This is a genomic window from Kribbella flavida DSM 17836 (genome assembly GCF_000024345.1).
Lineage (GTDB): Bacteria > Actinomycetota > Actinomycetes > Propionibacteriales > Kribbellaceae > Kribbella > Kribbella flavida.
This window is the reverse complement of record NC_013729.1, coordinates 7,000,711-7,019,837: the sequence shown is the minus strand read 5'-3', so window position 1 is coordinate 7,019,837 and position 19,127 is coordinate 7,000,711. Positions and strand designations below refer to the sequence as shown.

Annotated in this window: 18 protein-coding genes and 1 riboswitch; of the genes, 10 read left to right on the top strand and 8 right to left on the bottom strand. The window is 71.5% G+C overall.

Annotation, left to right across the window (positions count from 1 at the left end; genetic code table 11):
- Nucleotides 1-5 precede the first annotated feature (5 nt).
- Both KFLA_RS32530 and KFLA_RS32525 read right to left on the bottom strand, forming a co-directional pair.
- Nucleotides 6-1,301, bottom strand: a complete 1,296-nt coding sequence (locus KFLA_RS32530) for an NRAMP family divalent metal transporter (protein ID WP_012924097.1) — start codon at nucleotides 1,299-1,301, stop codon at nucleotides 6-8.
- Nucleotides 1,302-1,344: 43 nt separating this feature from the next.
- Nucleotides 1,345-1,863 carry a hypothetical protein gene (locus KFLA_RS32525; protein ID WP_041289585.1) on the bottom strand — a complete coding sequence of 173 codons (519 nt, stop codon included), beginning with the start codon at nucleotides 1,861-1,863 and terminating at the stop codon, nucleotides 1,345-1,347.
- A 148-nt stretch (nucleotides 1,864-2,011) separates the two neighbouring features.
- Here KFLA_RS32525 and KFLA_RS32520 point away from each other — a divergent pair, with 148 nt between their 5' ends.
- The 3 genes from KFLA_RS32520 (at nucleotide 2,012) to KFLA_RS32510 (ending at nucleotide 4,807) form a co-directional block, all read left to right on the top strand.
- Nucleotides 2,012-2,743: a GntR family transcriptional regulator gene (locus tag KFLA_RS32520; protein ID WP_012924096.1), complete on the top strand. Its 732-nt coding sequence runs from the start codon at nucleotides 2,012-2,014 to the stop codon at nucleotides 2,741-2,743.
- Nucleotides 2,744-2,964: 221 nt separating this feature from the next.
- Nucleotides 2,965-4,386 (top strand): aminopeptidase P family protein, encoded by a 1,422-nt coding sequence (locus KFLA_RS32515; protein WP_012924095.1) that lies wholly within the window; start codon nucleotides 2,965-2,967, stop codon nucleotides 4,384-4,386.
- 196 nt (nucleotides 4,387-4,582) lie between these two features.
- Nucleotides 4,583-4,807 (top strand): hypothetical protein, encoded by a 225-nt coding sequence (locus KFLA_RS32510; RefSeq protein WP_012924094.1) that lies wholly within the window; start codon nucleotides 4,583-4,585, stop codon nucleotides 4,805-4,807.
- Between the two features lie 50 nt (nucleotides 4,808-4,857).
- Here KFLA_RS32510 and KFLA_RS32505 read toward each other — a convergent pair whose 3' ends face one another.
- Together KFLA_RS32505 and KFLA_RS32500 are read right to left on the bottom strand one after the other, a co-directional pair.
- Nucleotides 4,858-6,117, bottom strand: a complete 1,260-nt coding sequence (locus tag KFLA_RS32505) for a S1 family peptidase (RefSeq protein ID WP_012924093.1) — start codon at nucleotides 6,115-6,117, stop codon at nucleotides 4,858-4,860.
- Nucleotides 6,118-6,309: 192 nt separating this feature from the next.
- The gene (locus tag KFLA_RS32500) at nucleotides 6,310-7,803 is read right to left on the bottom strand and encodes an alpha/beta hydrolase (protein WP_012924092.1); all 1,494 of its coding nucleotides are present in this window, start codon (nucleotides 7,801-7,803) and stop codon (nucleotides 6,310-6,312) included.
- A 243-nt stretch (nucleotides 7,804-8,046) separates the two neighbouring features.
- Between KFLA_RS32500 and KFLA_RS32495 the strand changes: the two genes are divergently transcribed.
- Together KFLA_RS32495 and KFLA_RS32490 are read left to right on the top strand one after the other, a co-directional pair.
- Complete coding sequence (locus tag KFLA_RS32495; protein ID WP_012924091.1) at nucleotides 8,047-8,694, top strand: alpha/beta hydrolase; 648 nt, start codon at nucleotides 8,047-8,049, stop codon at nucleotides 8,692-8,694.
- 31 nt (nucleotides 8,695-8,725) lie between these two features.
- Nucleotides 8,726-9,058, top strand: coding sequence for a DUF3817 domain-containing protein (locus KFLA_RS32490; protein WP_012924090.1), 333 nt, complete (start codon nucleotides 8,726-8,728; stop codon nucleotides 9,056-9,058).
- Here KFLA_RS32490 and KFLA_RS32485 read toward each other — a convergent pair.
- Complete coding sequence (locus KFLA_RS32485) at nucleotides 9,055-9,978, bottom strand: hypothetical protein (RefSeq protein ID WP_012924089.1); 924 nt, start codon at nucleotides 9,976-9,978, stop codon at nucleotides 9,055-9,057. The two genes, KFLA_RS32490 and KFLA_RS32485, sit on opposite strands and share 4 nt — an antisense overlap.
- 128 nt (nucleotides 9,979-10,106) lie before the next feature.
- Nucleotides 10,107-10,210: riboswitch (glycine riboswitch) on the top strand.
- A gap of 76 nt (nucleotides 10,211-10,286) precedes the next feature.
- Between KFLA_RS32485 and KFLA_RS32480 the strand changes: the two genes are divergently transcribed.
- Complete coding sequence (locus KFLA_RS32480; protein ID WP_012924088.1) at nucleotides 10,287-11,660, top strand: L-serine ammonia-lyase; 1,374 nt, start codon at nucleotides 10,287-10,289, stop codon at nucleotides 11,658-11,660.
- On the opposite strand, the gene KFLA_RS32475 is transcribed toward KFLA_RS32480, so the two are convergent.
- Nucleotides 11,622-12,323 carry an alpha/beta fold hydrolase gene (locus KFLA_RS32475; RefSeq protein WP_041289584.1) on the bottom strand — a complete coding sequence of 234 codons (702 nt, stop codon included), beginning with the start codon at nucleotides 12,321-12,323 and terminating at the stop codon, nucleotides 11,622-11,624. The genes KFLA_RS32480 and KFLA_RS32475 overlap by 39 nt on opposite strands.
- Before the next feature lie 227 nt (nucleotides 12,324-12,550).
- Between KFLA_RS32475 and KFLA_RS32470 the strand changes: the two genes are divergently transcribed.
- The 4 genes from KFLA_RS32470 to KFLA_RS32455 all read left to right on the top strand — a co-directional run bounded on the left by KFLA_RS32470 (nucleotide 12,551) and on the right by KFLA_RS32455 (nucleotide 14,707).
- Complete coding sequence (locus KFLA_RS32470) at nucleotides 12,551-13,090, top strand: hypothetical protein (RefSeq protein ID WP_012924086.1); 540 nt, start codon at nucleotides 12,551-12,553, stop codon at nucleotides 13,088-13,090.
- A gap of 69 nt (nucleotides 13,091-13,159) precedes the next feature.
- Nucleotides 13,160-14,011, top strand: coding sequence for a helix-turn-helix transcriptional regulator (locus KFLA_RS32465; protein WP_012924085.1), 852 nt, complete (start codon nucleotides 13,160-13,162; stop codon nucleotides 14,009-14,011).
- A gap of 25 nt (nucleotides 14,012-14,036) precedes the next feature.
- Entirely contained in the window at nucleotides 14,037-14,276 is a 240-nt protein-coding gene (locus KFLA_RS32460) for a ribbon-helix-helix domain-containing protein (protein WP_012924084.1), read from the top strand.
- Nucleotides 14,273-14,707, top strand: a complete 435-nt coding sequence (locus tag KFLA_RS32455; RefSeq protein WP_012924083.1) for a PIN domain-containing protein — start codon at nucleotides 14,273-14,275, stop codon at nucleotides 14,705-14,707. Before KFLA_RS32460 ends, KFLA_RS32455 begins: the two co-directional genes overlap by 4 nt.
- 15 nt (nucleotides 14,708-14,722) lie before the next feature.
- Here KFLA_RS32455 and KFLA_RS32450 read toward each other — a convergent pair whose 3' ends face one another.
- Both KFLA_RS32450 and lysX read right to left on the bottom strand, forming a co-directional pair.
- A complete protein-coding gene (locus tag KFLA_RS32450) occupies nucleotides 14,723-15,673 on the bottom strand; it encodes a hypothetical protein (RefSeq protein ID WP_012924082.1) in 951 nt (316 codons plus the stop codon).
- 93 nt (nucleotides 15,674-15,766) lie between these two features.
- On the bottom strand, nucleotides 15,767-19,120 hold the full coding sequence (lysX, locus tag KFLA_RS32445; RefSeq protein ID WP_012924081.1) for a bifunctional lysylphosphatidylglycerol synthetase/lysine--tRNA ligase LysX: 3,354 nt from the start codon (nucleotides 19,118-19,120) through the stop codon (nucleotides 15,767-15,769).
- Between the last annotated feature and the right edge of the window lie 7 nt (nucleotides 19,121-19,127).

Below are 19,127 nucleotides of genomic sequence, written 5' to 3'. Positions count from 1 at the left end.
CTGGATCAGTTGAACAGGTCGATGACGGGACGCACCGAGCGCACCGCCAGGTAGATGGTGAGCAGCCAGGCCGCGCCACCGATGCCGAGCAGCCAGGCCGGGTACCGGTACCCGTTCAGCAGGTCCTTGCGCCGCCAGGCCACCCAGAGCAGCACACCGATCCCGACCGGCAGCAGCAAGCCGTTGAACGCGCCGGCGAACACCAGCAGCGTGGTCGGTGCGGTACCGACCGACAGGTAGATGATGGTGGTGACGGCGATGAAGCCGACCACCAGCGCGGTCCGCAGCCGCTCGCTGGTCCTCGTCCGCGAGGTGATGAACGAGACCGTCGTGTACGACGCGCCGATCACACTGGTGATCGCGGCGGCCCACAGCACGATGCCGAAGACCCGCAGGCCCACCTCACCGGCGGCCTGCTGGAACGCCGAAGCGGCCGGGCTGGCCGGGTCGAGCTTCGCGCCGCCGGCCACCACGCCGAGGATCGCCAGGAACAGCACGATCCGCATCACGCCGGTGATCAGGATGCCGGTCACCGAGCCGCGGGTGATGTCGCGGAGGTGCTCGGGGCCCGAGATGCCGGAGTCCAGCAGGCGGTGCGCACCGGCGTACACGATGTAGCCGCCGATGGTGCCGCCGATCAGGGTGGTGATGGCCAGGAAGTCGACCTGCTCGGGCAGTACGACGTTCTTCAGCGCGCGGCCGACCGGCGGGCCGGAGGTGATCGCGATGTAGGTGGTCAGCACGATCATCAGCGCGCCGAGCACGACCACGATCCGGTCCATCGCCAGCCCCGCGCGCTTCGAGATGAAGATGCCGATGGCAACGAGTGCGGACAGCGCGCCGCCGAGCTTCGGGTCCAGCCCGAACATCGCGTCGGTGCCCAGGCCGGAGCCGGACACGTTGCCGATGTTGAACACCAGGCCACCGACGAACAGCAGGCCGGCCATCACCCAGCCGAGACCGGGAGCGACCAGGTTGCCGAGCTCCTGGGCGCGGCGGCCGGACACGCCGATCACCCGCCAGACGTTCAGCTGCAGGGCGATGTCGACCAGGATCGACGCCGCGATGGCGAAGGCGAACGCGGCGCCGAGCTGCACCGTGAACGTCGTGGTCTGGGTGATGAAGCCGGGGCCGATGGCCGAGGTGGCCATCAGGAACATCGCGCCGATCAGCGTGGACCGGGTGCTGGTCTTCATTGCGCCCACCGGCTCCGAGGTGGGCCGGCCGGCCCGGCGGACCGGGCGCTGCCCGCCGGGCTTGGTGGGCGGATGTGCGGGTTTGCGGGGCGGCGGATTGGCCATGGTGGTCTCCTGGTCTCGGGGGAATGCGGGGGGGACCGCGGCGTCAGCGCCGAACGGCCTTGCCGGCGGCCTCGACGAGGGCGACGGTCTGGTCGACGACAGCCTTGCGATCGGCCTCGAACGCAGGGCTGGTCAGTGCACTCGCATCGGTGGGGTACTCCAGGGCCGAGATGTGCAGGTGGCCACCCGGCAACGTCGGGTGCCCGGTGCCCAGCCGCAGCCGGATCGCGCCGCAGTACCGCGGGTCCTTGCGGCTGACCAGCAGCTTGGTGCTGTTCTTCGCGAAGGTCACCTGATCGATGCCGCGCGAGGCGTAGCTGAACTGCCGGAGGATCGCCTGCCGCTGCAGGCTGGTCAGCGGGAACGGCGCCTGCCACTCGCGCACCGCCCGGCTCATCGTCGTCCTGGCCCAGTAGAGCGGGCGGTCGTCGTACCGGTCGATGGAGCCGGAGGTCAGCCGGCCCTGGGCTCGGTCGACCGCGGTCTTCCAGAGCCTGGCGCCGGCGGCCTCGATGAAGTCACGGGCGACCAGGGCGGCGGGGAAGAGCTTCATGCGGATCATCGCAGGCTCCCGGGGGATGAGGGGACGCAGTCCGTGGGCGGTCGATTGCGTCTCGTGACTCCCGAGGGTAGATATTGTTCAACAATCCTGCAAGACTTTCGTTCAACGCGGTTTCCCTTCCGGTCCCGGAGTGGGTGATGATGCGAGGGTGTCCAGCTCCAACGAGATCCGACCGCCGGCCGATCCCGGGACCGACACGTCATGGCTGCGGGCCGTCGCCGGCGACGCGGCCCTGTTCGACCGGAGCAGCTCGGCCGAGCGGGTGGCCGACGTGCTGCGCCGCCGGATCACCGAAGGCGACCTGCGGCCCGGCACCCAGCTGTCCGAGGAGCTGCTCAAGGACGCTCTCCAAGTCAGCCGGAACACGCTGCGCGAGGCCTTCCGGCTGCTCACCCACGAAGGGCTGCTGGTGCACCGGATGCACCGCGGGGTCTTCGTTCCGGATCTCACCGAGGCCGATCTCGTCGACCTCTACCGGCTGCGCCGGGTGCTGGAGTGCGACGTCGTCCGGTCGGTGGCCGACCTCACCCCGGAGCAGCTCGCACCGCTGCGCGACGACGTCGAGGACAGCGAGGCCGCGGCGCGCGCCGGTGACTGGACCGCCGTCGGTACGGCGAACATGCGCTTCCACCGGCACCTCGTCGGCCTGGCCGGCAGCAGCCGGATCGACGAGATCACCGGCCGCCTGCTGGCCGAGCTGCGACTGCTCTTCCACGTCATCGCGACGCCGCAGGCGCTGCACGAGCCCTACATCGCGCGCAACCGCTCTCTGCTCGACCTGCTCGAAGCCGGTCGCTACGAGCAAGCCGCGAACGAGCTGCACCAGTACATGCTCGACTCCGAAGCAGCTCTGCTCGCCGCCTTCCGCGCCCGCCCGTGAGGTAGCCGCCGGAGTTGCCCGCGACCTGGCCGTACCGGACTTCGGTGAAGTGGTCGACGGCGAGCCGGGCGACGTTCCGGTTTCGGGCTTGCGGAGTGACGCCCCAAGCTGCGTTGATGGCATCACGGCCCCCGTTCGCGATCACCCACGCCCCCGGGCTCAGGTTCGTGACCGAGGTGCCGGCAGCGTCTACCGAACCTGAGGTCCCTGGAGGAGCCGGCATGTCCGAAGACCGGACCGAAGAACAGCGCAAGTCGTACCGGCCGATCGACGCGGCGGGCTTCCGCGCCTCGATCCCGTTGCACTGGGGGCCGGTGGACCGGTCGGTGGTGCTGCCCGAAGGGCTCGCCGAAGCCGCCGCCGAGCACCGGCGGCGGCTGGTGACCGCGTTGCCGGGACGGCGGATCGCCCTCGGCGCGGGTCACGCGCCCGTCCGGTCGAACGACACCGACTACGGGTTCCGCGCCGACAGCGACTTCGTCTGGCTGACCGGCTGCCAGGCCGAGGGCGCCGTCCTGGTGCTGTCCGCCGACGGCGACGCGACCCTGTACCTGCGCGAGGCCGCCGGGCCGGACGAGGCCGACTACTTCGCGAGCGCCCGCGACGGCGAGTTGTGGATCGGCCCGGTGCCGGGGCTGAAGGACTGGTCCGAGGCGCTGCAGATCGCCTGCCGGCCGATCGAGGAGCTGCCGGCGGCGGTGCGCGGCGCCGTGCCGTACATGCTCACCGCGCCCGGCGTCGACCCGATGCTGGACGCTCTGGTTCGGACCTCACGGTCCGACGGTGACATCCTGCGCCAGACGCTCGCCGAGCTGCGCCGGATCAAGGACGACTGGGAGCTCGACCAGCTGCGCGAGGCCGTCGCCGCGAGCGTGCAGGGCTTCGCCGACGTCGCCCGGGAGCTGCCGGAGGCGATCCGCGGCGGTGGCGAACGCTGGCTGGAGGGCACCTTCGACCGGCGCGCGCGGACCGCCGGCAACGGCGTCGGCTACGCGTCGATCGTCGCCGCCGGCCAGCATGCGCCGGTGCTGCACTGGGTCCGCAACGACGGCGCCGTTCGCGAGGGCGACGTGATCCTGCTGGACGCCGGGGTCGAGACCCGGACACTCTACACCGCCGACGTGACCCGGACGTTCCCGGCGACCGGCGAGTTCACCGCTGCCCAGCGCCAGGTGTACGACCTGGTCCACCAGGCGCAGCTCGCGGCGCTCGCGGCGGTCAGCCCCGGGGCGCCGTACCGGGCCTTCCAGTACGAGGCGATGCGGGTGCTGGTCGAGGGTTTGCGCGACTGGGGGCTCATCGACGTCTCGCTGGACGAAGCGCTCGGGCCGGACGGTCAGCAGCACCGCCGGTACGTCGTGTGCGGGCTGGGCCACTTCATCGGCCTCGACGTGCACGACTGCGACGCGGCCCGGCCGGAGACGTACTTCGCCGCCGACCTCGAGGCCGGGATGGCGCTGGCGGTCGAGCCCGGTCTCTACTTCCACCCGCACGACGAGACCGTGCCGCCCGAGCTGCGCGGCATCGGCATCCGGATCGAGGACAACGTCGTCGTGCACGCTGACCGTCTGGAGATCCTCACCGACCCGCTGCCGATCACCGCCGACGGGCTGGAGCAGTGGGTCAAGGACCAGCTGCGCTGAGTACCCGGGCCGAGCCGGCCCAAAAATTGTCGTCACGGGCTGTAACACCGGCCCGGTCGGCGCCGATGTAGTCAGCGGGGGAGGGTCGATCTCGGCTCGGCGCGTGGCAGTGGGGGGCCGCGGTCACGCGCCGGCCGGACGACTCCGACTGGGATCCGGGGGGACCCAGGGACGTCATCGCTACGGGGGAACGGCCATGAACCTGCGGGTGCGGGTGCTGTACTGCGGCTGTGCCGGTGACCGGCACTGGTACGCCGACATCGACGACGCGGACGACCCGCAGCCCGACGACCCGTTCTGGTACGTCGACGGCTGCCGCACCCAGTCGCAGGCGCTGGAGACCGCCTGCGGCGAGCTGCTGGAACTGTCCAGCCGGGTGGTCCGGGGCGACCAGCTGTGCCGCGTGCTCGAGTCCGTCTGAGCGTGAGCGAAGCCCCCACCGGGTGGTGAGGGCTTCGGCTCGGCCGGGGATCAGCCTCGGGTGAGGGTGACGCCGTAGTAGCTCGCGGCGTCCACGACCGGCTGGTAGAACGAGTACGAGCCGGTGGCGTTGCCACCCTGGTTGAAGCCGCAGTCGTGGCCGTCCGACGGGCCGCCCGACGTCATGCCCTGGGCGATCGTGCCGGAGATGTAGGCGCCGCCGGAGTCGCCGCCCTCGGTGCAGACGGTCGAGCGGGCCAGGCCGCTGGTGCGGGTGACGCTGCCACCGGCGCCGCCGTAATTCACGGTCACGTTGTACTGCTGGATCGTTCCGCAGGTCCAGCCCGTGGTGTTGCCGGCCTTGCAGATCGTGCTGCCGACCGGTGCCTTGGACGAGCCGGTGACCCGGGTGGTGGTGCCGTTGCGGTTGTCGATGTAGCCGCGGCCGACGTCCTCGGCGTCGATGTCCATCAGGCCCATGTCGACGCTGGAGTACCCGGTACGGAACCGGCTGGCGATGCCCTTGCCGATGTGCACGCCGGACCGGTTCAGCACGTCGGGGTTGCCCTCGACGCAGTGGCCGGCGGTGAGCAGCACGTTGTTGCCGTTGCTCAGCGTGCCCGGGTAGCCGAGCGAGCAGTTGCTGCCCGGCACCAGGTCCATGATCTGGCCGCCGATCACGTCGGCGGTCATCGCCAGCGTGGTGGTGCTGGTGCTGACGTCGACCCCCGGCAGCGCCGTCAACTGCTTGACCAGGGCAACGGTCTTGGCGGTCCGCGCGCCGGGCTGCAGGACAACCTTCAGGCGGTCGGTGGGCAGGTCCGCGCCGATCGACTGGACCTGGGTCGAGCCGGACCGGTCGGCCAGCGCCTGGACCCGCGTCTGCAGCGCGGCCAGCGCCTTCTCGCCGCGGGCCACGGTGCGCGGGGTCAGCCCGTGCGCCTTGGCGGTCGCGGCGGCCTCGGCCGAGTGCACGTTGACCACGAGCCGGCGGTCGGCGTCGAAGAACGCGCCGTCCAGGCCGGGAGCGGCCTCGGCGGTGCGGGATGCCTTCGCCAGCTGGGCCTGCGCGGTCTCCAGGGCGTTCGCCAGCCGGTGCTCGGCGTCCAGCCGGGCCTTGGCCTCGGACGCGGGGACGCCCCAGCTCTTGCCGAGGACGTCGTACACCCCGTCGACCGGCTGGGGAGCGGGCGCGCTGCTGGCGGACTGGATCGGCGCCAGGGCGGCGGCGCCGAGCCCGAGCACCAGCGCGGCGCCGGCCAGGGACCTGCGCAGCTGACGGGGGCGGTGGGGCGGGGAAACAAAGGACATGGTCACATCCGGTTCCTCTGGTGGCCTTGCCTCACAGGGCCACGGTGAGGGAATCGTTGAGGTTCACCGACGATGACCACAAGCAAACCGACGGTGATCAACGGGTCGGTGCGACCGGTTCAAGGGAAAGCCTTCGATCCGCCGGGCATCACCCTCGGTTCATCTTCGGTGAACCGAGGGTGATCCTTCGGTTCAGGCGGTGGGGAGGATCGCGGCGCACCGGGTGCCCCGCGGCGGCACGGTCAGGTCGACGAGATAGTTGTCGACCAGTGCCTCGACGCACGGGCTCGTGGTGTAGCTGCCGTGTCCCCAGCCCTCGTAGGTCAGCAGCACACCCTGGCGGCCGAGCTGCCGCGCGACGTTGCGGGCCCACTCGTACCCCGTCGCCGGATCGTGCAGCGAATTCGTCAGCAGGGCAGGCGTCCGCAGGTCCCGCACCTTCAGCACGTGCTGCGGGTTGTCCGCCCTCGGCAGGCCGAGACACGTGGTGATCGCCATCAGTTGCCCCGGGTACCGCATCTCCGGGTTCGCCCTGCCGACACGCTTCAGCAGGCCGGCGTACTCGCGGTAGTCGCGCAGCGGCAGGTCCCAGTCCTGGCAGAACGGGGCGAAGGAGAACGGCGCCAGCCCGGTCGGAACCGGCGGTTGCTGGGTCGGCGGCGGGCTGGTCTCCAGCGCCCGCAGGGTCTGCGCCAGCCGCGCCCAGTCCGGACCGTAGAGCAGCCGGAAGACCGCGAATCCCAGCATGAACCGGGTCGTTGCGTACTGCGGCCGCTGCGGGTCCGGGACCTGACCGAGCTCGGCGCGCCGCTGCAGCTCCGCCCAGAGCGCGCGCACGTCCCGTCCGTGCAGTGCGCAGCTGGTCGAGTCGGCGCACCACTGCACGAACTCGTCGAACGAGTCCTGGGCGGTGGCTGCCTGCTCGGTGAGAAACCTCCGGGTGGTCGGCGTGCTGTGGTCGTTCACGCTCTCCAGCACCAGGGCCCGAACGCGCTGTGGAAAGGCTTCGGCGTACTGCGTGCCGAGCATCGTGCCGTACGAGCTGCCGTGGAAGGAGATCTGCTGCTCGCCCAGGGCGCGGCGGATCGCCTCGACGTCCCGCACGGTCTGCAGCATGTCGAGGTGGTCGTACAGCGCGCCGGTGTGGGTGCGGCAGTCGGCAGCCAGCTCACGGTTGTACTGGACCGTGCGGTCGAAGTCGGCCTGGCTCTTCATGATCGGTGACGGCTGGCGGGCGATCAGCGCGGCCGAGCACATCACCGGGTTGCTGCGGGCAATGCCCCGAGGGTCGAAGCTGACGATGTCGAAGCGGTCCTCGAGCCGCTGGCTGAACCGGCTCATCCCGGTCCGGATCCGCTCGACCCCGGAGTCACCGGGACCGCCCGGCCCGAAGACCAGGACGCCGGTCCGCTGCTGCTGGGCCTTGCGCCGGGCGATGGACAGTTCGAAGGTGCCGCGGGACGGGCGGTTCCAGTCGATCGGCACGGTCACGGTGGCGCACTCGGAGCCGGGCAGCAGCTTCAGCTCCTGCTCGGTGTCGCCCGGCTCGGGCCGGCACGGCTCCCAGGCGACGGCGCCGGGGGTGCTCGCAGTCGTCGGGGCAGCGGCGGCGGTGGGCAGGCCGAGGGTCGCCAGGGAGGTGGCCAGAACCACGCCCCAGGCAGTGGTACGGCGTCGGATGTTCACACGAGCTCTCCTGTCGGTGGGGGACACCGTCGATCCTTGGCTCTGCCCGCGGCCACGGCATCCGGTGCTGTCCCGGAGCGCTCCCCGGACGGCGCGTGGGGGAAGGCTGCGGGTCAGGTCGTTCAATACGACTGTGCTAATTTGATCGCATGATTCGCCGGACGACCGTGCTCGTGCTCACCGCCCGTCCGGCACTGCCTGGCGTCGGCGCCGTGCGCGCTGGGCGCGAACCTGCAGGACGCGTTGGCGACGTTCGACGCGTTCCTCACCCGGTTGGACGTGAAGCCGCTGCCGACCGAGCGCAGTACGCCGCTCAGGCGCTCAGGCGTGCTCGCGTCGCTCACGATCGGCTTCTCCGACCCGCCGCTGTGGTCCCGGCTCAGCGACGCGCTCGCCGCGGCGTACGCCGGGCAGGGCGAGGCGTTGCAGGGGTTCGCCGACGCCTTCACCGGTCGCCGCGCGGACGGGTCGTTCTCGAACTTCGCGGTGGTCAACGCGGCCGTCAACTGTCTCGACCACCCGGACCGGCTGACCGTCGACACCGTTCGCGCGGCGATGCCGGCCTTCGCCAGGGCCTCTCCGCGGTTCGGGCAGCTCACCGGGATGCTGCTGCTCACCTGCGCGCAGTGGCCGTTCCCGGGCGTCGGCCGGGAGCGCCCGATCGACGGCGAGGGCGCCGCGCCGATTGTTGTCCTCGGCAACACCGGCGATCCCCTGGGCCGCTACGCGTGGGCCGAGGAACTCGCCGGCCGGCTCGACTCCGGCGTCCTGCTCCGGTGGGACGGCACCGGCCACGGCGCGTACGGCGGGATCGACCGCTGCGTGGACGACCGGGTCGGGGCCTACCTGCTGGACGGGACGGTGCCGGCCCGGACCCACTGTCCTGGTTGACTTGAAGGCGCTTGTTAAGGTCGCTGATCTGATGACCGAGACTGTTGCAGCCGTGGACGCGCCGGCTGGTTCCAAGCACGCGACCTGGTTCCGCGTCGTGGCGATCGCCGAGGCGATCTCCTGGACCGGGCTGCTGATCGGCATGCTGTTCAAGTACGTGCTGTCCGACAACGAGATCGGCGTGCAGATCTTCGGCCCGATCCACGGCGGCATCTTCATGCTCTACGTGCTGACCGTCGCGGTGGTCCGCAAGCCGCTGCGCTGGAGCTGGCCCACCACCCTGCTGGCGCTGGCCGCGAGCATCCCGCCGCTGTTCACCTGGTTCTTCGAGCTCTGGGCGGCGCGGACCGGTCGCCTGCGCTAGCGCCCACACGTCCCGCACGGCTTGCGGGTGCGCAGCCAGTAGCCGGCGGTCGCCACCGCCAGACCGGCGCCCCACACCAGGTACGCCGGCACGGCCACCCAGAAGAAGCTCGCCGGCAAGCCGACATCGGTGTAGACCGGCTCGCCCGACAGCGTCGCGACGACCATCTGCAGCAGCCCGACCCCGAAGTACGCCGTGATGCCGGCACCGAGCAGGCCGCCGGGCAGCAGCAGCATCCAGCGCGGGAACACCCGGCCGATCCGCGTCACCAGCAGCAGTGGAAGCGCGATGCCGGCGAGCAGGAACCCGCCCTCGAACACGATCATCGCCAGTCCGGCGTCGTACGGCACGAAGTCGAAGCCCACGGCGGCCTGGGCGGCCACCCGGATCAGGCAGCCTGCGACGGCGACGAGGGCTCCGGCCACGGCCCACCGCGGCGTGGAGCTCACTCGAGCCGGACCGCCGCTGCAGCTCAGACAGGTCGGGTCGAGCTGGCGCTGGCGAGCCAGAGCCGTCGCGGCGAGCAGTGCAGCGCCGGTGAGGCCACCGAAGCGGCTCAGCATCCCGGCGAGGTCGAAGGGGATGCCCAGACCGGGCAGGACGCCGCCGATCACGTCGAGCAGCGCCATCGCGCAGACGGCGACCCAGCCGGCGGCCGCCGCCCAGGCGAGCACGACACCGGTCCGCGATGCCGGCCAGGCGACGACCAGTGCGCTGATCACGCAGGCGGCGACGGACGCCCAGTCCGGAAGCAGCAGATCGCCGCCGGGGAACTTCCAGTCCGGCGCGTGCCCGGTCGCGAACCACACCCGCACCAGCCCGTACGCCGCCGCCCAGCCGGCCGTGAGCCGCGGCGCCCAGTGCATCCAGGCCGGCCGGGTGGTTGCGGTGACACCTGCCGGCCGCGTGATCGTTGTCATGCGTTCAGCCTCCACGGGTCGAGCCCGAGGCGGTTCCCCCGTGTGGGGGAAAAGCCTCCCTCGCCGGATTGACGCGTGCCACGAGCGCGCCGTACCGTCGCGGCGACAGAGCAAACTGCACAGCCGCATGAACCCGTGCGGGAGAGACCCGGGCCGGCAGGTGGTACGGACCCGGGCGCCGTAGGAGCAACTCTCCCCAGAATCTCTCAGGCCCCCTCACCGCACGGGCGAGGCACCTCTGGAGGACGGCCGTCCGACAGAGCGGGGAGGCACACCGATCGGTCAACGGCGACCGGAAGGAATCCTCCATGGCGATCAGCGTCTTCGATCTGTTCAGCATCGGCATCGGCCCGTCGAGCTCCCACACCGTGGGCCCGATGCGCGCCGCCCGGACCTTCGCGCTCGGCCTGGCCGCCGACGGCCTGCTCACCCGGACGACGGCGGTCGAGTCGCAGCTGTTCGGCTCGCTCGGCGCGACCGGGCACGGGCACGGCAGCAACAAAGCGGTCCTGCTCGGTCTGGAGGGCGAGGACCCAGAGACGGTCGACACCCGGTCGGTCGAGCGCCGGGTCGAGGCGATCCGTGCGGCCGGCCGGTTGCGGCTGGCCGGCGAGCACGAGATCGCCTTCGACGAGAGCACCCAGCTGGTGATGCACCGCCGCAAGGCGCTGCCCTACCACCCGAACGGGATGACGTTCCTGGCCCGCGACGCGGCCGGCGCCGTCGTCCGGGAGCGGACGTACTACTCGGTCGGCGGTGGGTTCGTGGTCGACGAGCACGCCGCGGCGGGGGACCGGATCGTGCCGGACCGGACGCCGCTGAAGTACCCGTTCCTGTCCGGTGCCGAGCTGCTCGACCGGTGCCGCGAGTCCGGTCTGCCGATCAGCGAGGTGATGCTCGCCAACGAGCTCGCCTGGCGCAGCGAGGCGGAGATCCGCGACGGTCTGCTACAGATCTGGCAGGTGATGCAGGACTGCGTGCAGGAGGGCTGCGAGACCGAGGGCGTGCTGCCCGGCGGCCTGAAGGTGCCCCGGCGCGCGCACGCGCTGCACCGCAAGCTCACCCGGGACCCGTGGTCGGTGGACCCGCTCAAGGTGATGGACTGGGTGAACCTGTTCGCGCTCGCGGTGAACGAGCAGAACGCGGCCGGCGGCCGGATCGTCACCGCGCCGACGAACGGTGCCGCCGGCATCATTCCCGCGGTGCTGCACTACTACCGGCGGTTCGTGCCCGGCGCGACCGAGGACGGGGTGGTCCGGTTCCTGCTGGCGGCCGCCGCGATCGGCGTGCTGTACAAGGAGAACGCGTCGATCTCCGGCGCCGAGGTCGGCTGTCAGGGCGAGGTCGGCTCGGCCTGCTCGATGGCCGCGGCCGGTTTGTGCGAGGTGCTCGGCGGTACGCCGGAGCAGGTCGAGAACGCCGCCGAGATCGCGATGGAGCACAACCTCGGGCTGACCTGCGACCCGGTCGGCGGGCTGGTCCAGATCCCGTGCATCGAGCGCAACGCGATGGCCGCGGTGAAGGCGATCAACGCGGCCCGGATGGCGATGCACGGCGACGGCGTGCACGTGGTCACCCTGGACAAGGTGATCAAGACGATGCGCGAGACCGGCGCGGACATGAAGATCAAGTACAAGGAGACGTCACGGGGCGGCCTGGCCGTCAACGTGATCGAGTGCTGACGGGTCCTGCACGTGGGCGTTGTGGCCGAGCCCCGGCAGGGTGACGGTCCGGTCGTGCAGCGCGGCGAGTTCCGCGTCGGTGTTCATCGGGTCCAGCTCGCCGCGGACCATGGTCACTGTCGCGTACGCCTCGCGGAGCAGCCGCGGCAGGTTCGGCGCGCCGACCCCGAAGGCCCGCGGGTCCAGCGCGAGCCGCCAGCGCCCGTCGTGCTGGACGAGGCCGTGGTCGACCGCGTCGCTCGCGGGATCGACCAGCCCCTGCAGGCCGGAGACCTTGAGGTAGCGCTGGGCCGCGTCCTCGCGCTGGTCGAACCAGGCCACCGGCTTCGCCGCGAGTGCCGCGGTCCGGGCCAGGTCGTCGTCGGACCAGGAGACCTTGACCCCGAGCGCGACCACCTTGGCGACCTGAACGCCGTACCGGCCGCTGGCCAGCTCCAGGGCGATCACGCCGCCGAGCGAGTGGCCGACGACGTCCAGCTCGCCGGCGTCGTCCGGCAGGCCGGCGGCGACCGCGGCGGCGATCGACTCGAAGCTGTAGTGGTCGAGGGGCTCGGCCGTGCCGTGGCCGGGCAGGTCAGGAGCGAGTACGCCGGGGTCGCCGACGGGCCAGTGGTCCCAGACCCGGCGGGTCGCGCCGAGGCCGTGCAGCAGCAGGAGCGTCATCCCAGCAGGCTGGCACGTGGCCGCCGCCGTCGCGCCCCGGAGCTGGCGCGTTGCGCAAAGATTCGGGCCGGGGGGTGTTTCAAACGGGTGTTCACCCGCTAGGGTCCCAAAGGTTGTGAGGCTGTTCTCCGAGGAAAGAACAGGCACCACCTCGCCGGAATCTGCCTGAGGAGCCAGAGATCCGACGCTTCACCTATATCGCCCTGCCACTCGCCGCCCTGTACGCCGTGCTGGCCGTCGTCAGCCTGCTCGGCGGTCCCCGGGTCCCGCTGCTTCCACTGCCCGGCCCGGCCCAGACCGCCGACGCGGTGAACCCGGTCGACGGACCACCGTCGGTGAGCTCGTCCGACCCGGTTTTTCCGCGGATCCCGGGCGACCCGCCGGCCACGACGACGCCGTACCCGACCCCGCCACCGGCGACGCTGCCCGGTGCCCCGGACACCGCCGGCTCCGCCGGTCAGGACAACAGCGACTCCCGGTCCGGTCCCCAGCGGGATGCGCCGACGCCCGGCCCGGCCGAGCAGAGTGCGCGTCCTGGCGACCCGGTCACCGCGAAGCCCCCGCCGCCCGGCGACGAGCGCACGGTCCGGCCGCGCCCGGACCCGACGCCGACCGCGACCTCGACTGCCACCCCGTCGCAGCCGCCGAGCCCTCCGCCCGGTACTCCGTCGCCCACACCGTCCGGTCCGCCGGACGACCCGGAGCCGCCGGACAATCCCACGCTGACGGACCACCTGCTTGCCCTGCTGGACCTGCTGACTCCGTGACGGCCGGCCTGCGGTCGTAGGGATTGGCAGTACCAGGCTGTTCCCGGCACGAACCGCAATACTGGGCACGTGGGAGAACTCGGCAACATGCTGCACGCCTGGCGCGACCGCGTGACCCCTGCCGAAGCGGGCCTGCCGGTCAACGGCGTACGGCGGGCGCCCGGGCTCCGGCGTGAGGAGCTCGCCCAGTTGGCGGGATTGTCCGTGGACTACGTCGTCCGGCTGGAGCAGGGCCGGTCGTCGGCTCCGTCGGTCCAGGTGCTCACCGCGCTGGCCCGCGCACTACGGCTCAGCGACGCGGAACGCGACCACCTGTTCGTGCTGGCCGGGCAGACGCCGCCGACGCCGGGGCAGATCTCTGCGTACATTCCACCTGGCGTCCAGCGGCTCGTGAACCAGTTGGACGGTGCGCCGGTGATGGTGTGCGACGCGGCCTGGACGATGATCAGCTGGAACCCGTTGTGGGCGGCGCTGCTCGGTGACCCGTCGGCGCTGCGCGGACGGGCCCGCAACATCATCTGGCGGCACTACACCGCTGTCGAGGACAGCTGGGCGGGCCGCTCCGTCAAGGTGGTGCAGACCGAGGAACAGGCTCGCCGGTTCAGACTCGCCATGGTCACCGACCTGCGCGCGGCCGCCGCGCGCTACCCGAAGGACCGCGACCTGCGCGCGCTGATCGCCGAGCTGCACGCCGCGAGCGAGCAGTTCGCGACCGCCTGGGACGAGCATAGGACCGGCTTCCACGACTCCGACCGCAAGACGATCCAGCACCCCGACCTCGGCGCGGTCACCCTCGACTGCGACATCCTGACCGTGCCGGGCAGCGACCTGCGCATCGTCGTCTACACCGCCACCCCCGGCACCGAGGCCGCCGAAAAACTCAAACTGCTCTCCGTCGTCGGCCTGCAGGCGCTCAGCTAGCTAGTACATGTGTTAGCGTTGGTACATGTCCATGAAGCGCACCAACGTGTACGCCGACCCGGCTGACCTCGCCTTGATCAAGGAGGCGGCCGAACGGCGTGGCGTGCCGGAGGCGGAGATCATCCGGGAGGGCATCCACCTGGCGGCGATGGCGAACCGGGTCTGGGACGAGCCGCTCGACTGGCCGACCTTCGATGGTCCCGGCAGTCCGGCGGACAAGGACGAGGTCCGGTCGGCCGTCGCACACCGAGCCGGTACTCAGTGATTCTTGTCGCCGATACCTCCGGCATCATCGCGGCCTTCGACCGGAACGCGCAGGAGGCAACCGGCTGCCGCCAGGCGCTGCAAGACGCCGGCACGGTGATCCTGTCTCCGCTGGTTCTGGCGGAGGTCGACCACCTTGCCAGGGCACGTCTCGGTGCGGCGGCACGGACGGCGATTCTCGACCTGCTCTTCGCCCAGGTGCAGAGGATGCGCTTTCAGGTGCCGGAAATCAGCACGCCGATCCTGCAAACCGCCACGGCCGTGATGCGCCGCTACGCCGATCTGGACCTGGATCTCGCGGACGCCGTCACGGTCGCCCTGGCGGCGGAGTACCGGACCGACACCCTCCTGACGCTCGACCGGCGGGACTTCCGTGCGGTCCGGCCGCTGACGCCACACGCGGCGTACCGCTTGCTGCCGGACGATTTCTAGCCGCCGCGCTCGCGGTCAGAACGGGGCGACGTCGCTGGTGGAGGCGTTGCCGAGGGCGGACGGTTGCAGGTCGACCCGCCAGCCCTCGTTGCGGCCGAAGCCCTGGTCGAACTTCAGGAAGCTGCAGTCCTTGCTGAACTGCCGGCGCTTCGGGTTCCAGTCGGTGCCGCTCTTGGCGTAGAGGTGGTACTGGCCGCCGATCCGGCTGATCGTCGCGGTCTTCTTCGCCTGCACGTAGACCAGCAGGTGCGGCTTGGCCGGCGGCTTGCCGTCGGTGACCACGGCCACCGCGACGTCCTGGGCGGTCCCGTTCTTCACCTGCAGCCGGCCCGAGCCGCGCGGACCCGAACGGACCAGGACGTCGCCGTTCGACGGGCGCTGGTCGGCGGGCTCCGGCTCGACCTTCGGCAGCGAGGTGCCGAACCTCAGCCCGAGCTTGGCCAACGGGGTGACCGCCGCGGTCAGGTCCGCGGTCAGCTTCCGCTGCACGGTCTGGGAGGTGTAGACGACGCCGCCGCACTTGGCGTCGGTCCCGACCGTGTCGTGCGCCGACAACGCCGTGGCTGCCGCGCGAAGCCGGGTCTGCAGCGTTTTGTGCGCAGCGGCGACGTGCGGCTGAACCTGGAGGGCGCCCAGCATTGTCGCTTCGGTCGTCAGTCGCTCCGACAGGCTCAGGATCGCGTTCTGCAGATTGGTCGCGGAGTTGGCGCCGGTGAGGCCGCGTACCTCGGCGGCGATGCGTCGGTCCGCCTCGGCCAGCTGTGCCTGGTACTGCGCTCCGGTCACCGGCCCCGCCGGTGTGGACGCCGGCGCACTGGGCGCGCTGGCCGGCGCGCTCGCTGTCGGGACCGACGTCGTCGTCGCCGAGCTCGTCGGCGCGTCGTCCGCGGCGTCGTCGCCGTTCCCACAGCCGGTCGCCAGACCGAGCAGCGCCACCCCCAGCGCCACCGAGACCATCTTCCGCATCGCTGCCCCCCAGGATGGAAAATCCTTGTCGGCAAAGCGTAAGGCTCGTCCGGTGCACCCGCGACCCGGACGTGCACGGGCTGCGGCGCGAGCTCAGCTCCGGGGGGTGGGACGGACGAACGGGAAGGCCAGCGTGGCCCGGATGTTCTGGCCGGTCAGCATCATCAGGATCCGGTCGACGCCCAGCCCGAGCCCACCGGTCGGCGGCAGCGCGTACTCCAGCGCGGCCAGGAAGTCCTCGTCCAGCGACATCGCCTCCGGGTCGCCCGCGGCCGCCTTCAGCGACTGCTCGGTCAACCGCCGGCGCTGCTCGACCGGGTCCACCAGCTCCGAGTACGCCGTACCGATCTCCGCGCCGAAGGCGACCAGGTCCCAGCGTTCGGCCAGCCGCGGATCGGTGCGGTGGCCCCGGGGCAGCGGCGACGTCTCCAGCGGGAAGTCGGTGTAGAACGTCGGTAGCGTGGTCCGCGGCTCCACCAGCTCGTCGTACAGCTCGAGGACGAGCTCGCCGGCCGACAGGTCGAAGCCGGCCCGGACGCCGTGCTGCGCGCAGATCTCCCGCAGCCGGCTGACCGGCGTACCGGGGTCGATCGTGACCCCGGCGGCGCGGCTGACCGCGTCGTGCACGGTGACGACCGGCCAGTCGCCGGAGATGTCGAGCTCCGCACCGTCGCGCTGGACCACCGCTTTGCCGAACACCGCGACGGCCGTCTCCAGCAGCAGCTCCCGGGTCAGCTCGCGCATCACGTGGTAGTCGGCGTACGGCTGGTACGCCTCGACCGAGGTGAACTCGGGGTTGTGGGTGGCGTCGGCGCCCTCGTTGCGGAAGTTGCGGTTCAGCTCGAAGACCTTGCCGAGTCCGCCGACGCCGAGCCGCTTGAGGAACAGCTCCGGCGCGATCCGCAGGAACAGGTCGGTGTCGTAGGCGTTGATGTGGGTGACGAACGGCCGCGCGTTCGCCCCGCCGTGCACCGCCTGCAGCATCGGCGTCTCCACCTCGACGAATCCGCGCGCCTCGAACCCGTGCCGCAGGGCCCGTACCGCGGTGCTGCGGTGCCGCAGCATCCGCAGCGCGTCCGGGTTCGTCACCAGGTCGAGGTGGCGCTGCCGGACCCGGGCCTCGGGATCGGTGAAACCCTTGCGTTTGTCCGGCAACGGGTGCAGGCACTTGGCCGCCATCGTCCAGCCGGTCACCGCGACCGACAGCTCGCCCCGGCGACTCGTCACCACCTCGCCGGTGACGCTGACGTGGTCGCCGATGTCCACGAACCGGTCCCAGTTCCGCAGGTCCTCGGCCGGGCAGGTGCCGGCCGCGAGCATCACCTGCAGCTGGTCGAGGCCGTCCTGCAGCTGGGCGAACGCCAGGTTGCCGTGGTCGCGCAGCCGCATCACCCGCCCGGTGACCGAGACGTGGTGACCGGTGTGGTGGTCGGGCGGCAGGTTCTGGTGCAGCGCGAGGATCCGCTCCAGGGTTTCGGTCCTCGGCACCGAGACCGGGTACGGATCGATGCCCTCAGCAACCATCGCGGACGACTTGGCCCGCCGGATGCGTTCCTGCTCGGTGAGCCGGCGGTCCGGCAGCGCGGGCCGGAGCAGCTCGTCCTCCTGCTCCTGCACGGTGATCGCGAACCGGCCGTCGTCGCCGACCGCGATGGCGTTGCGGTCCGCGGTACTGCGGGCGTCGACCCGGGTCCACGGCCGCGGCGCCGGCAGGAACCCCTCGGCGGTCCCGGCCGCGAGCAGCACCTGCGCGAGCGAAGCGCCCCGCGAGTAGCAGATCAGCCGCGGGGACCAGCGGGGCAGGTACTTCTCGTTCGACTGGTAGAGGCTCTCCAGCTGCCAGAACCGCGAGGCCGCGGTGAGCAGCGCGTTCGTCAGCCGCAGCACCGGCCCGGCGCCGACCCGCTCGGCGTCGCTGAAGATCTCCCGGAACATCGCGAAGTTCAGCGAGATCCGGTGCACGCCGAGATCGCCGCAGGCGTCCACCAGCGCGGTGACCATGAACTCCATCAACCCGTTCACCGACTCCGGGTCGCGGCGCATCAGGTCCAGCGAGACACCGCGCACGCCCCACGGCACGAACGAGAGCAGGCCGCGCACGGCGCCGCCGGCGTCCCGCGCGATCACCATCACGCAGCGCGCGTCGGCGGCGTCCCCGAGCCGGCCGAGCGCCATCGAGAACCCGCGCTCGGTCCGCGCCCCGCGCCACCGCTCCGCCAGCTCGACGTACTGCGCGAGGTCGTCCGGCGCGAGGTCGCCGTGCCGGACGACCTGAGCGTGGTAGCCGGCTCGCTGGACCCGGGTGACGGCCTGCCGGACCGGCCGCATCGTCCGGCCCTCGAGGCTGAAGTCGGCGACGTCGATGATCGCCTCGTCCCCCATCGCGAGCGCCCGCAGCCCGGCGTCGACGTACGCGCGGGCGGCCTCCTCGCTGGCCGACAGAACGGCCGGGGACCAGCCGTAGATGCGGGCCTCGGCGAGCCACTGCTCGATCGCGCCGGGCCAAGCCGCCGGGTCGCCGAGCGGGTCGCCGCTGGCCAGGCTGACCCCGTTCACCACCCGGTACGCGATCGCGGCGTCGTTGCCGGGCGCGAAGACGACGGCCTTGTCGCGCCGGGTGGCGAAGTAGCCGAGGCTGTCGCGTTCGCCGTACTGGAGCAGCAGGCGACGGACCTGCAGCTCCTCGGCCTGGCTGAGGTAGCGGACCCGGCGGACCGAGCGCAGGAAGATCCAGAACGCGATCACCAGCGAAGCGGCGGACAGGAAGCCGACGGTCAGCCCGACCCAGGCATGCCCCTCGTGCCCGGAACCCATCCGCGCCCGGCTCTGGCCGAAGGCGGAGAACACCGCCCAGCCGATCTTCTCCTTCTGGCCCTGCAGCGTGTTCGGGACGACCTGGGTCAGCGCGATGCTGACCGCGATCGAGATCAGCAGGCCGGTGACCAGTACGCCGATCGCCACCCGCCGGCTGCCCGGGGCGAGCCGGGCGGGGAAGCTGTCCCGGATCCGCCACAGCAGCACGATCAGCAGCGCCGGCACGAGCACCCGGACGATGCCGACCTCCAGGTCCTCGATCGAGGCGCGGCCGAACTCGGCGATCAGGTCGGGGTCGTTCGGGTTCGCGATCCGCACGCTGATGAAGCCGAGCGCGGCGATCTGGGTGACCAGCGTCAGGCCCTCGAAAACCCACAGCACCCAGAGCAGGGCAGCTCGTTTGCCGCGCAGCAGCGCGCTGCCGACGACAGCCAGGTAGACCGCGGAGAGAAACGTGTGCCCGGCCGGGATGCCGGTGAAGTCGATGACTCCCTCGACCCGCTTCACCACCTCGGGAGCGACCAGGTGCAGCGGGACCGCGACGAACGACCAGATGGCCGCGCTGACGACCGCCAGACCTACCCAGCCGGCTGCCGACTGCTGCCACTTCGGGATGGCCTGTTGCCCTGACACGCAGTGA